Source organism: Geosporobacter subterraneus DSM 17957, from assembly GCF_900142145.1.
Lineage (GTDB): Bacteria > Bacillota > Clostridia > Peptostreptococcales > Thermotaleaceae > Geosporobacter > Geosporobacter subterraneus.
On record NZ_FQZV01000039.1, the window covers coordinates 24,309 to 37,064 of the forward strand.

11 protein-coding genes and 1 other annotated feature (1 of these 12 cut by a window edge) are annotated in these 12,756 nt (G+C 39.8%); of the genes, 10 read left to right on the plus strand and 1 reads right to left on the minus strand.

Features of this window, described 5'->3' with window-relative positions; translation table 11 throughout:
- Positions 1–174 (plus strand) — a binding site (T-box leader); it begins 41 nt to the left of the window's first position.
- A gap of 85 nt (positions 175–259) precedes the next feature.
- Positions 260–2,173, plus strand: a complete 1,914-nt coding sequence (thrS, locus tag BUB56_RS13605) for a threonine--tRNA ligase (RefSeq protein WP_110941852.1) — start codon at positions 260–262, stop codon at positions 2,171–2,173.
- Between the two features lie 41 nt (positions 2,174–2,214).
- On the opposite strand, the gene ftsH is transcribed toward thrS, so the two are convergent.
- Positions 2,215–3,783, minus strand: coding sequence for an ATP-dependent zinc metalloprotease FtsH (ftsH, locus tag BUB56_RS13610; protein WP_190014522.1), 1,569 nt, complete (start codon positions 3,781–3,783; stop codon positions 2,215–2,217).
- A gap of 146 nt (positions 3,784–3,929) precedes the next feature.
- Between ftsH and pepV the strand changes: the two genes are divergently transcribed.
- The 9 genes from pepV to BUB56_RS20410 all read left to right on the plus strand — a co-directional run.
- Positions 3,930–5,327 (plus strand): dipeptidase PepV, encoded by a 1,398-nt coding sequence (gene pepV / locus BUB56_RS13615; protein WP_110941853.1) that lies wholly within the window; start codon positions 3,930–3,932, stop codon positions 5,325–5,327.
- 430 nt (positions 5,328–5,757) lie between these two features.
- Positions 5,758–6,918 (plus strand): DUF3798 domain-containing protein, encoded by a 1,161-nt coding sequence (locus BUB56_RS13620; protein WP_110941854.1) that lies wholly within the window; start codon positions 5,758–5,760, stop codon positions 6,916–6,918.
- A 143-nt stretch (positions 6,919–7,061) separates the two neighbouring features.
- Positions 7,062–8,669: a sugar ABC transporter ATP-binding protein gene (locus tag BUB56_RS13625; protein WP_207650448.1), complete on the plus strand. Its 1,608-nt coding sequence runs from the start codon at positions 7,062–7,064 to the stop codon at positions 8,667–8,669.
- Complete coding sequence (locus BUB56_RS13630) at positions 8,666–9,709, plus strand: ABC transporter permease subunit (protein WP_110941855.1); 1,044 nt, start codon at positions 8,666–8,668, stop codon at positions 9,707–9,709. The genes BUB56_RS13625 and BUB56_RS13630 overlap by 4 nt, the downstream gene beginning before the upstream one ends.
- 1 nt (position 9,710) lies before the next feature.
- A complete protein-coding gene (locus BUB56_RS13635; RefSeq protein ID WP_242946368.1) occupies positions 9,711–11,009 on the plus strand; it encodes an ABC transporter permease subunit in 1,299 nt (432 codons plus the stop codon).
- Between the two features lie 269 nt (positions 11,010–11,278).
- Complete coding sequence (infC, locus tag BUB56_RS13640; protein ID WP_456297988.1) at positions 11,279–11,773, plus strand: translation initiation factor IF-3; 495 nt, start codon at positions 11,279–11,281, stop codon at positions 11,771–11,773.
- Positions 11,774–11,796: 23 nt separating this feature from the next.
- Positions 11,797–11,994 carry a 50S ribosomal protein L35 gene (gene rpmI, locus BUB56_RS13645; protein ID WP_110941857.1) on the plus strand — a complete coding sequence of 66 codons (198 nt, stop codon included), beginning with the start codon at positions 11,797–11,799 and terminating at the stop codon, positions 11,992–11,994.
- A 27-nt stretch (positions 11,995–12,021) separates the two neighbouring features.
- Positions 12,022–12,381, plus strand: coding sequence for a 50S ribosomal protein L20 (gene rplT, locus BUB56_RS13650; RefSeq protein WP_110941858.1), 360 nt, complete (start codon positions 12,022–12,024; stop codon positions 12,379–12,381).
- A gap of 148 nt (positions 12,382–12,529) precedes the next feature.
- A partial coding sequence (locus BUB56_RS20410; protein ID WP_190014524.1) for a transposase zinc-binding domain-containing protein occupies positions 12,530–12,756 on the plus strand: 227 nt, incomplete at its 3' end.

The following is a 12,756-nucleotide window of genomic DNA, read 5'->3' on the forward strand; positions in this document are numbered from 1 at the left end:
CAGAGAGAGAATGTCTAGGCTGCAAGCATTCTTTGATATGGATATCAGAAAACCCCCTCGGAGTTGAATCTGAGTAGTCTTAGGACAAAAGGATTTACGGGTCGGCAACGTTACTGTCAAGAGTGGATTGAATCAATTAGGGTGGAACCGCGGGAGCTAACTCTCGTCCCTTTGCTAACAGCATTGGGATGGGAGTTTTTTTATTGACCTTCCTGCATATATCTGCTTATAATAATCAAATAAAATAGGAGGATTTCGTATGGAACAAATTAAAATTACGCTAAAAGATGGTTCTGTTAAAGAGTTTTCAAAGGGTACTACTATCATGGCTATGGCAGAAGCAATCAGCTCAAGGCTTGCAAAGGAAGCTGTTGGAGGCGAAGTAAACGGGATTGTTGTAGATCTGAAGTATCCTGTAAACGAAGATGCAGAGGTGAATATCTTAAAATTTGAGGATGAAGAAGGTCCCCCTGTATTTAGACATACCAGCTCCCACATCCTAGCTCAGGCAGTACAGAGGCTGTATCCGGGAAGCAAGCTGGCCATAGGGCCATCCATCGAAAATGGTTTCTATTATGATATAGACTCTGAGCATCGCTTTACTCAAGAGGATCTGGAAAAAATCGAAAAAGAGATGGAAAGGATTGTTCAAGAAAATCTGGAAATAGAAAGATTTGAACTGCCCAGAGATGAAGCCATTGCTCTTATGAAGGAAAAAGGAGAAATCTACAAGGTTGAGTTGATTGAGGATCTCCCGGAAGATGCAGTAATCTCTTTCTATAAACAGGGTGATTTTATTGATTTATGTGCCGGGCCCCACTTGCCAAGCACAAAACCAGTAAAAGCGATCAAACTGTTGAGTGTGGCTGGAGCCTACTGGCGTGGTGACGAGAAAAACAAAATGCTCCAACGGATTTACGGTACTTCCTTTCCAAAGCAAAAGATGCTGGAAGAATATCTTACTCGCTTAGAAGAGGCAAAGAAGAGAGATCACCGAAAAATAGGAAAAGAGTTGGATTTGTTCAGTATTCAGGAAGAGGGACCAGGATTTCCATTCTTTCATCCTAAAGGAATGGTGATTCGAAATATCCTGGAGGACTTCTGGAGAAAAGCTCATGTAAAGCGGGGATATACAGAGATTAAAACACCGATCATCCTTAATGAGCAGCTCTGGCATACCTCCGGTCACTGGGATCATTATAAAGAAAACATGTATTTTACAAAAATCGATGAGGGGGACTATGCAGTTAAGCCAATGAACTGCCCAGGCTCTATGCTGGTTTATAAGCGAAAAATGTACAGCTATAGAGACTTCCCGATTCGTATGGCTGAAATGGGATTGGTGCACAGACACGAGTTGTCAGGAGCACTGCACGGTTTGATGCGTGTTCGCTGCTTTACTCAGGATGATGCCCATATCTTTATGCTGCCTAGTCAAATAAAGGATGAAATTAAGGGTGTTATTGATTTTGTAGATTATGTTTACGGCGTATTTGGATTTAAGTATCATATAGAGCTTTCTACCAGACCAGAGAATTCTATGGGAACAGATGAAGAGTGGAATTTAGCCACTGATGCATTAAAAGATGCATTACAGGAAAAGAATCTTCCTTATAAACTAAATGAAGGGGATGGAGCCTTCTATGGCCCTAAGATCGACTTCCATTTAGAGGACTGCATCGGCAGGACATGGCAGTGCGGAACTATACAGTTAGACTTCCAGATGCCGCAGCGTTTTGATTTAACATACATTGGAAGTGATGGAGAAAAACACCGTCCCGTAATGATCCACAGGGTTATCTTTGGCAGTATTGAAAGATTTATTGGAATCTTAGTGGAGCACTTCGCAGGAAAATTCCCAACCTGGCTGGCGCCGGTACAAGTAAAGCTGCTGCCCATTGCCGATAAGTATAAGGAGTATGCTCAAAAGGTGATAGCTGCTATGGAAGAGGAAGATATTCGCGTAGAGCTGGATGACAGAAATGAAAAAATAGGATATAAAATTCGTGAAGCTCAGTTAGAAAAGGTACCCTATATGCTGATTGTAGGGGAAAAAGAGGCAGAGAGCGGAACTATTTCCGTAAGATCCAGAGATCGTGGTGAATTAGGATCGCAAAACCTTGAGGACTTTATAGAGGTTGTACGAAAAGAAGTAAAAAACAAATCCTTGTAACAAAAAAAAGAGTCGTTTATAGTTGCTATAAACGACTCTTTTCATGTGGCAATACTATAGTTTTTTTGCCGATGGGCCTGTATAATGGTATCTAATTCCTCTCCAGTCAAGGTTTCTTTCTCCAGCAAGGCTTGTGCTACTTCATGAAGAAGTTCCGACTGATCCCTAAGCTGCTTTAGCGATTCATCATAACAGGAATCAATAATACTCTTGATTTCTGTATCAATCATCCCATAGCAGCTTTTGATAATAGCGGGTTCAAAGACCCGATTGCCCAGATTGCTCATACCGTATTCACATACCATTTGATAGGCTAGATTGTTTGCCTTTTTTAAGTCATCCTTAGCACCGGTAGAAACCTCACCAAAGATGATTTCCTCTGCAGCTCTGCCGCCTAACAGTACTTTAATTTTATTATAAAGCTCTTCTTTTGTAATGAGATATCTGTCTTCTTCAGGAGCATACATCACATAACCTAATGCTTCTCCTCTAGGAATGATTGAGATTTTTGCAACTAAATCTGTATTCAAAATCTTACCAACCAACGCGTGCCCTGCTTCGTGATAAGACACTGTTTTCTTTTCTTTCTCCAAAATTACCGCATTCTTTTTTTGCAAGCCGGCAATGACTTTTTCGATTGCTTGATTGAATTCATCAATGCCAATATTCTTCTTATTGTTTCTTACTGCCAATATAGCTGCTTCATTTGCGATATTTGATAGATGAGCTCCTGACATTCCGTGGGTCCTTTTTGCCAGGTTCTTTATATCTACCTTTGCATCAATAGGCTTGTTCTTAATGTGCACCTTAAAAATTTCTTCCCGTGCACGTACATCTGGGTTGCCAATGAACATATGCCGATCAAATCGTCCCGGCCTTAGGAGTGCTTCATCCAACAGATCCAGTCGATTGGTGGCACCAATTACAATAACCGTTTGAGATGAGCTAAAGCCATCCATTTCAATCAATAGCTGATTTAACGTCTGATCCTTCTCATTGTTGCTTTCTGTAGTTCGTTTTGCGCCAATTGCATCGATTTCGTCTATAAATATAACACTTGGAGCTTCTTTTTTTGCTTTTTCAAATAGCGTCCTTACCCGTTTTGCACCTACACCTACATATTTTTCTACAAACTCGGAACCACTGGCTGGGAAAAAGGCCGAATCAGTTTCGCCGGCAAGAGCCTGTGCCAATAGAGTTTTTCCAGTACCGGGAGGCCCATAAAACAGAATACCCTTTGGAATTTTTGCACCCATAGAATGATATTTTTCAGGATTATTGATAAAGTCAATAATCTCTACCAATTCCTCTTTTACTTCATCAAGCCCGGCAACGTCAACAAAACGTGTAGAAGGGCGATCCGGCCGGTTATTTTTCTTGTCATCCTTTTCTCTTTTTTCATTTTTTATATGGGCGGGTTCCAGTTCCGGTGATTGATTCATGCGCATATAGTAGAGAAACAGGCTGGTGCTGGCAAAGATAAGCATGAGTCTGCTAATGCTGCCAAACCCGCCAAGTATGGGACTTCCTGAGTAGGAGCCCAGTGTCAATACAATCGTGGTAAAGATACTGATATACAGTGCTGTCAGCACAATTTTCTTCTTTTTCAAGATTTTTCATCACCTTCTTTCTATTCCTTTTGCTTTTAGTTTGCCCAAAGAGAGAAAAATATAAATAATAAATCTCTTTCGAAAGGAAAAAAATTTTTTGTATGGAATACATGTATTTAGAAGAAAAAGCGGGGAGGACTGATGAGATGTTGGAACAAAAAATTTTATCCATGCAGCAGGAAATCATACAATCAACCCAAGAAATTTTACGAATTAAAAGTGTTAAAGGAGAGGCTGAGAAAGGGAAACCTTTTGGAAGTGGCATTCATGAAGCCCTTGTATATGCTTTAAAGCTTTCTGAGGACTTTGGCTTTGTGACGAAAAATTTTGACGGTTATGCAGGGCATGCCGAGTTTGGAAAGGGAGAAGAGGTTATTGGGGTACTGGTGCATCTGGATGTGGTGCCAGAAGGTACCAACTGGACTTATCCGCCCTATGGTGCTGAAATCCATGATGGTAAGATTTATGCAAGAGGTGCCATTGATGATAAGGGACCGGCTATAGCAGCACTCTATGCCATGAAAGCCATTAAGGATCTAAATTTAGATATAAATAAAAAGATTCGTATTATTTTTGGTACTGATGAAGAGAGTGGATGGGGCTGTATGAAATATTATTTTCAGAAAGAAAAAGCTCCAAGCTGTGCTTTTACACCTGATGCAGATTTTCCAGTCATTCACGGAGAAAAAGGGATTGTAGTCTTCGATCTGATTAGAAAACTGCAAGGGGGTGCCTGCGGCGACGGATTAAAGATTCAATCCATAAAAGGTGGAAACCGGGCTAACATGGTACCGGATTATTGTGAGGCGCAATTGGTATGTGCAGAAGGAGATTTAGAAAGTGTACGGGAACATCTTGCAAAAACCCTGAGCAGCACAGGATATAGCCTGGAAATCACTGAAAAAAATAGTGTTTTTACAGTCAAGTCCTATGGGATATCGGCCCATGGCAGCACCCCTGAGCAAGGCAAAAACGCCATATCACAGCTAATGGTCTTTTTAAGCCACCTGCAATTGCAGGCTTGCGATGCCAGCGAATTTGTAAAACTATATGCAGAAAACATAGGTATGGAATTCAATGGGGAATCTATCGGCTGTGGATTTGAAGATGAGGCTTCCGGCAAGCTGGTCTTCAATGTGGGAGTCATAGATTTTACGGAGGAATCAGTACGTGTAACAGTGAATATCCGTTATCCTATTACTTATCAATTGGAGACAATCTATGAGGGAATAAGAAATGCCCTTGGCAGCAGTGGTGTTGAAATCAGTGAAATTGATCATATGAAGCCCATTTATATGCCAAAGGACCATGTGCTGATACAACGACTGATGAAGGTATATCGGGAGATTACTGGGGACCCGTCGGAGCCTATTACTATCGGCGGAGGCACCTATGCCAGGGCAATGGAAAATGCTGTAGCTTTCGGACCGCTGTTTCCAGGACAGCCGGAGCTGGCTCACCAAAAAGATGAGTATATTGATATAGATCATTTAATGAAAATTACCTATATATATGCACAAGCTCTATATGAATTGGCTAAGTAGAATAAAGGGAACAGCAATGTTCCCTTTATTCTTTATTGTCTGCCGATAGTACTTTATGCGGTTCTACGCCATGATTTCCGTGATTGTGAAGGCTGTACGTTGTGCAGCCGGATGATGATATTATTTTTGATACTTACATAAAAGGAAAGCGATATCAAAGCGATTTTTGATATAGATAAAATAATGAATATAAAAAATATTAAAAAAGTTATAACATTATGAAGGATTTTTATGGACAATATAGAATATTATTCTTCATGTGTAATCTAATTGTAATATTTTATGAAAATTTTCTTAAGATTGCATGAAGTAGGGAGTGCTTGGCATAAGCATAGATTAGGGCTAGGTTTATAGGAAGGGTAGCATAAAAAAATAGAAATGCTATCTCTTTCTTTAAATAAAAAACATAAATTAAATGGGGGGAATTAAAGTGCTAAAAAGAAGTTTAGCAATAATGCTTGCAGTGATGCTGCTGTTGAGTTTAGCTGCTTGCGGACCTAAGCCAGCTGAGCAACCTGCTGCAAATGAACCTGCTCAGGAAGCAGAAAGTTTCAAGATAGGAATCATGACTGGTACAGTATCTCAAAATGAAGAAGAATATCGTGCAGCTGAAAATGTAAAAGCAAAATATGGTGATATGATTCTTCTTCAAACTTATCCGGATAACTTCATGAAAGAACAAGAAACTACAATTGCTAACGTAATGAGCATGGCTTCTGATCCAGATGTAAAAGCCATCGTAATTTGCCAAGCAATCCCAGGTACTTCTGCAGCGATTGATAAAGCGAGAGAAATCAGACCTGACATGCTGTTCATTGCTGGGGTTCCAGGAGAAGACCCAGATATGATCGCTTCTAAAGCTGACGTAGTATTGCAGTCTGATGAGCTTGGAATGGGTACTGCCATCATTGAGCAGGCGAAGAAGATGGGTGCGAAGACCTTCGTACATTATTCATTCCCAAGACATATGTCTTACCAGCTTCTTGCAATGAGAAGAGATATCTTCAAAGAGACATGTGCTAAATTAGATATCAAATTTGTCGACGCAACAGCTCCAGACCCAACAGGGGATGCTGGTGTACCTGGTGCACAACAATTTATTCTTGAAGATGTACCTAGAAAAGTTGCTGAGTTAGGAAAAGAAACTGCTTTCTTTAGTACTAACTGTGCAATGCAAGAGCCACTAATCAAATCTGTATTAGAGCAAGGCGCTCTTTATCCACAGCAATGCTGCCCAAGTCCATACCATGGATATCCAGGAGCTCTTGGAATCGAGATTCCTGAAGATAAGGCAGGAGATATCGGATATTTAGTTGAGCAGATTAAGACAAAGCTTGCTGAAAAAGGCGGTACTGGCAGATTCTCAACTTGGCCTGTACCAATCAACATGATGTTTGTTGAAGCCGGTGCTGAATATGCAAAGGCATACTTAGAAGGCAAATTTACAGACAAAGTTGATGCAGCTCAATTAGAGAAAATCTTCTCTGACTATGCAAAGGCTCCTATGACTATCACTACCTATAAGAATGAAACTACAGGTGCTGAAACAAAGAACTTCTTCATGGTTCTTTCAGATTACATCACGTTCTAGTAAAGCCTATAAGGTTGCTGTCTAGACAGCAACCTTATTTATTCAATTAAAGGGCTGTTGCAGGAAAATCTAGGAACTAGAATCGGATGTAAGTTTTTTTTCTTAATTATGGTCATAAAAATCATGAAGGAGGGTATTGATAGGTGGGTACACAGACAATCCTAGAAATGAAAAACATCGAAAAAGAGTATTTTGGAAACAAGGTCCTAAAAGGCGTTAATCTAACAGTAAAACCTGGGGAGATTCATGCCTTGCTGGGTGAAAACGGCGCAGGAAAATCCACCTTGATGAACATTTTATTTGGTATGCCTGTGATTCACTCTACAGGAGGATTCAATGGAGAGATCATCTTTGACGGTGCACCTGTGTCATTAAAATCCCCTAAAGAGGCAATGGATCTAGGAATCGGAATGGTACATCAGGAGTTTATGCTGATCCCAGGCTTTACAATCACGGAGAATATTAAGTTAAATAGGGAGATCACCAAGCACAATCCTTTTAGCCGCGTGATGGGTGAAAAACTTAAGACTTTAGATACAGAGCAAATGAACAAGGATGCAAGAAAAGCTCTGGATACATTGGGGATTGGAATCGACGAATGGATGAAGGTAGCAGGCCTGCCTGTTGGATACATGCAGTTTGTCGAAATTGCAAGAGAGATTGACAAGAGCAATATGAAGTTATTGGTATTTGATGAACCAACCGCAGTATTAGCTGAAAGTGAGGCAGATACGTTGCTGGCAGCAATGAAAAAAATTGCGGCTTCAGGCATAGCTATTCTTTTCATCACCCATCGTTTAGATGAAGTGATGAGTACTGCTGATCAAGTGACCATACTCCGAGACGGTGAATTGGTAGCTACGATGAAAAAGGAAGAAACCACTGTCATGCAGCTGGCTGAACTGATGGTAGGCAGAAAAGTTGAAAAGTTAGGAAAAGAGAAAAAAGAAAATACACAGCAAGAAGAAATCATTATGGAAATTAGAAACTTGAAGGTGGGAATGCCCGGAGAAGAAGTGAAAGGTATCGACTTAGAAATTTACCAGGGAGAGATTATAGGGCTAGGAGGCTTGGCTGGACAAGGGAAGATTGGTATTGCTAATGGTATCATGGGGTTGTATCCTGCAGAAGGAGAAGTCTTGCTGAAGGGCAAGAAAATCCAATTAAATAACCCAAAGGCATCCCTAAACAGTCACTTAGCTTTTGTTTCAGAAGATCGAAGAGGTGTAGGTCTGCTGCTGGATACGTCTATCGAGCTAAACATAGTAATCACAGCAATGCAGGCTCAGAAAAAATTTCTCAAGAGATTTGGTTTTTTTGATCAAATGGATGGAAAGGCCACACGGGAACATGCATTGAAGATGATTGAGGATTTGGATATACGGTGTAGAGGGCCTCAGCAAATCACCAGAAGGTTAAGCGGCGGTAACCAGCAAAAGGTTTGTATCGCCAGAGCATTAACTTTAGAACCCAATATATTATTTGTTTCTGAACCTACCCGAGGAATCGATATTGGAGCGAAAAAACTGGTATTGGATTTATTGGTAAAGCTGAATCGGGAACTAGGCATGACGATTGTTATGACTTCCAGTGAATTGGGTGAGCTGCGTTCAATCTGTGACCGGATTGCAATTATCACTGAGGGTAAAATTGAATGTATATTAGAGCCTGAAGCAAGCGATGCAGATTTTGGTTTGGCAATGGCTGGAGAGTATAAGAAACTTCGCAGCAAGGAGGCCGTAATATCATGAGAGAAAAAATAAGATTAGTAGTACAAAATATCGGATTACCTAGAATTATCATTATTTCTTTCTTACTTACCTTGATCTTTGGGGCTGTAGTCTATAAGATTCCATTGGATGCTTTGACTACGGACACTTTGGTGCGTTTTGGCATGAACGGTGTTTTGGTGTTAGCTATGGTTCCCTGTATTCAGTCAGGTACAGGCTTGAATTTTGGTTTGCCATTAGGAATCATTTGCGGTATTTTAGCAGGACTTATTAGCATAGAGATGAACTTGGTCGGGTTCCAGGCAATTTTTACTGCTATGCTTATCTCCATACCACTATCTGCCATCAGCGGATACTTTTATGGCGTACTGCTGAATAAGGTAAAGGGTTCAGAGATGATGGTAGGAAATTATGTAGGATTTTCTGTGGTTTCCCTCATGTGTATCGGCTGGTTGGTACTACCCTTTAAAAATGGCGAGATTATCTGGCCAATTTCAGGGAAAGGGTTGCGAACTACTATAGCATTAACTTCCCGCTACGATAAGATTCTCAATGAATTTATGTCCTTTAAAATTGGAGGCGTGGTTGTTCCAACTGGTCTTATTCTTTTCTTCTTTATGGCCTGCTTTCTAATGTGGCTGTTTATGCGCAGCAAAACGGGAATTGCGCTGAAAGCGGTTGGGGACAATCCAAGATTCGCTACGGCTTCCGGTATTCATGTAGATCGTGCCCGACTGATTGGTACCGTATTATCTACAGTAATAGGCGGCATCGGTATTATCGTTTATGCTCAAAGCTTTGGATTCTTTCAATTGTATCAGGCTCCCTTATATATGGCATTTCCACCAGTTGCTGCAATCCTAATCGGAGGCGCATCTACTAGAAATGCGAAAATTAGCCATGTAATTATGGGTACTCTCTTGTTTCAAGCCTTGCTTACCATAGCATTACCGGTAGCTAATAAGCTAGTATCGGAAGGAAATCTTTCAGAGGTAGCAAGAATTATTGTGAGCAATGGTATTATCCTATATGCATTAACACAAGCTGGCGGAGGTGAATAGGATGAGCGAAATGAATGTAAAGATTGAAACCAAAGTAATTCAAAAACCTGATTATAGAAAAAAAGCTAAGCAGATATTACTTGAGAATATTGTTCCGATCCTATTCATTATTATTTGTTTGATTGGGGTAAAACTTGCCAAGCAGCCACCTTTATACATATTAAATGAGTTGGTTGCCCGTGTGGCTAGAAATTCCTTTATCGTATTAGCTCTGATTATCCCTGTTTTGGCTGGTATGGGATTAAACTTTGCTATTGTACTGGGTGCTATGGCAGGTCAAATTGCTATCATTGCAGTAACCCATTGGAAAATAACCGGACTGGCAGGTCTACTTACCACTGTTCTTCTATGTACGCCCTTCGCTATTATCTTCGGTTATTTGACTGGAAAGCTTTTAAATAAGACAAAGGGACAGGAAATGATTACCAGTATGATTCTGGGTTTCTTTGCCAACGGCTTGTACCAGCTACTATTTCTGTTCTTGGTCGGAACAATTATTCCTATGAAGAATCCTGTATTAGTTTTGAGTGCAGGCGTAGGGATCAAAAATACGATTGACTTAACAGCTGTCAAGTATTCCCTGGATAATATTTTCAAGCTAAGTATGACCAAGACGATGATTGCTTTTGGAGTACTATGTGTGGCTGTTATGATAGTACACCTAGCCTATAGGGTATTTATAAAGAAATCCAAACCACAGAATATGATTAAGTATTTAGTTTACACTGGTATTTTTGCAGCGATTGGTACTGTAGGCCTTATGATAATGAATACGAAATCCGTGTACAATATGGTATTGTTACCGATCGTGACTCTTGTGGTAATTGGATTATTGTGTTTATTTAATGTATTTATAGTAAAGACTAAGTTAGGACAGGAGTTTAGAACGGTAGGGCAGGATATGCATATTGCTAAAGTATCAGGGATTCATGTTGACAAAGTCCGTGTAATTGCTATCATCATATCCACGGTTTTAGCTGCTTGGGGTCAAATCATATTCTTGCAAAATATTGGAACCCTCAATACTTATGGAAGTCATGAGCAGGTGGGTATGTTTGCAGCAGCAGCATTATTGATCGGAGGCGCCTCTGTAACAAAGGCAACGATTGGCCATGCACTGATGGGAACCATTCTGCTGCATACCCTATTCATCGTCTCTCCTCAGGCGGGCAAAAATCTGTTGGGCAGTGCTGAAATCGGAGAATATTTCAGATCCTTTGTTGCCTACGGTGTAATAGGTGTATCCCTTGGCCTTCATGCATGGAAACACCAGGTTCAGTCGAAGAAAAAGACATCCTAGCCTTGGGTACAAATATATTAAATATAAAATACATAAAATCGTTGACAATGAAAAAATGACATGATACAATCTATTGGTAACAGAAAGTAGAAGATTTCCGCTTCTCACCTTACAACAAGGGTTCGTAAGGTTCATATGGACTGAGGGCTTATATTTTTATGGAATAAGTTATGGTCTTGTGAGGCGGATGTGTTAAGCATCTGCCTTTTATATATGCTTATGGTGAATGATTCAAATCATGGAGGTGGAGAATTATTAAAGAATTAGAAATTAATGAAGAGATTCGTGACAGAGAAGTACGGCTGATTGATGCAGATGGTGAGCAGTTAGGAATTGTGCCGACCAAAAAAGCCATGGAAATTGCTGCAGAAAAGCGACTGGACCTTGTGAAGATTGCACCGCAAGCAAAGCCGCCGGTTTGTAGAATCATGGACTTTGGAAAGTATAAGTACGAGCTTTCCAAAAAAGAGAAAGAAGCCAAGAAGAAGCAAAAAATCGTCAGTGTTAAGGAAGTACGTTTAAGTCCTAATATTGAAGAACATGATTTAGGTGTAAAGGCAAGCAATGCCGTCAAATTTTTATCCAGTGGTGATAAGGTGAAAGTTACCCTAAGATTTAGGGGAAGAGAAGCTGGATATGTAGATTTAGGCTATGCAGTTATGGATAAATTTACACAGCTGACCTCAGAAGCAGGTGTGGTAGAGAAGAAGCCTATTCTGGAAGGCAAAAGCATGATAATGATCTTAACACCAAAAAATGCTTAGATGATAGAGGGGAGGAAACAACAATGCCAAAAATGAAAACCCATCGTGGAGCTGCTAAGAGATTTTCTTTAACAAAAAAAGGTAGAATAAAGAGATCAAAGGCATATAAAAGCCACATCTTAACAAAAAAATCTGCTAAAAGAAAAAGAAATCTTCGTAAAGCTGCTATAATGAGCAAGGGAGACGAAAGAAGAATCAGAACCCTATTACCATACGTGTAAAATAGAATTGTAAAGGAGGTAGAAATCATGGCAAGAGTAAAAAAAGCAATCAATGCGAAGAAAAAGCATAAGAAGATATTAAAACTTGCAAAGGGCTATTATGGCGCAAAAAGCAAGCTTTTTAGAGTTGCAAATCAGGCGGTTATGAAATCCTTGAAATATGCATATATTGGGCGTAAGCTGAGAAAAAGAGATTTTAGAAAGCTTTGGATTGCCAGAATTAATGCTGCAGCAAGAATGAATGGTATTTCCTACAGCCGATTAATCAATGGTTTAAAAATGGCTGGTATAGAGGTTAATAGAAAAATGTTGGCTGAAATGGCTATTCATGATGAAATGGGCTTTAAGCAGCTGGCAGATGTAGCGAAACAAAAGCTAAATGCATAAAAAATAGACTCTGTATAGAGTCTGTTTTTTATTGTATAAGAAAGTATAAATTTTTTTGATATAATAATAGGCATGTAAGAGAGTAAAATCAGGACATAGAAGAATTAACCATTTATTAACAGTAAAAATATGTAAGCGGAGTTTTGATATGGGAAAAGGGATTCTAAGACAAATATTTATTGATCATTGGGATGATTTTGTCAAATTGTATGGTCATAAGATTAGAAAAAATGTGCTAAGTGAAGTCAAAAAGATGATGCATTGTGGGTCGATTGCAAATGGATACATAGAATATAAGTGCCCAGACTGTGAGAATTCAAAGAAGATAGGTTTTCGTTGTAGGAGCAGATTTTGTACATCTTGTGGTAAGGTTTA

Excerpts from the sequence above, each read along its gene's own strand:
- BUB56_RS13630 (WP_110941855.1), top strand. The coding sequence starts at position 8,666 with ATGAGAGAAAAAATAAGATTAGTAGTACAAAATATCGGATTACCTAGA.
- thrS (WP_110941852.1), top strand. The coding sequence starts at position 260 with ATGGAACAAATTAAAATTACGCTAAAAGATGGTTCTGTTAAAGAGTTT.
- BUB56_RS13635 (WP_242946368.1), top strand. The coding sequence starts at position 9,711 with ATGAGCGAAATGAATGTAAAGATTGAAACCAAAGTAATTCAAAAACCT.
- rpmI (WP_110941857.1), top strand. The coding sequence starts at position 11,797 with ATGCCAAAAATGAAAACCCATCGTGGAGCTGCTAAGAGATTTTCTTTA.
- pepV (WP_110941853.1), top strand. The coding sequence starts at position 3,930 with ATGTTGGAACAAAAAATTTTATCCATGCAGCAGGAAATCATACAATCA.
- rplT (WP_110941858.1), top strand. The coding sequence starts at position 12,022 with ATGGCAAGAGTAAAAAAAGCAATCAATGCGAAGAAAAAGCATAAGAAG.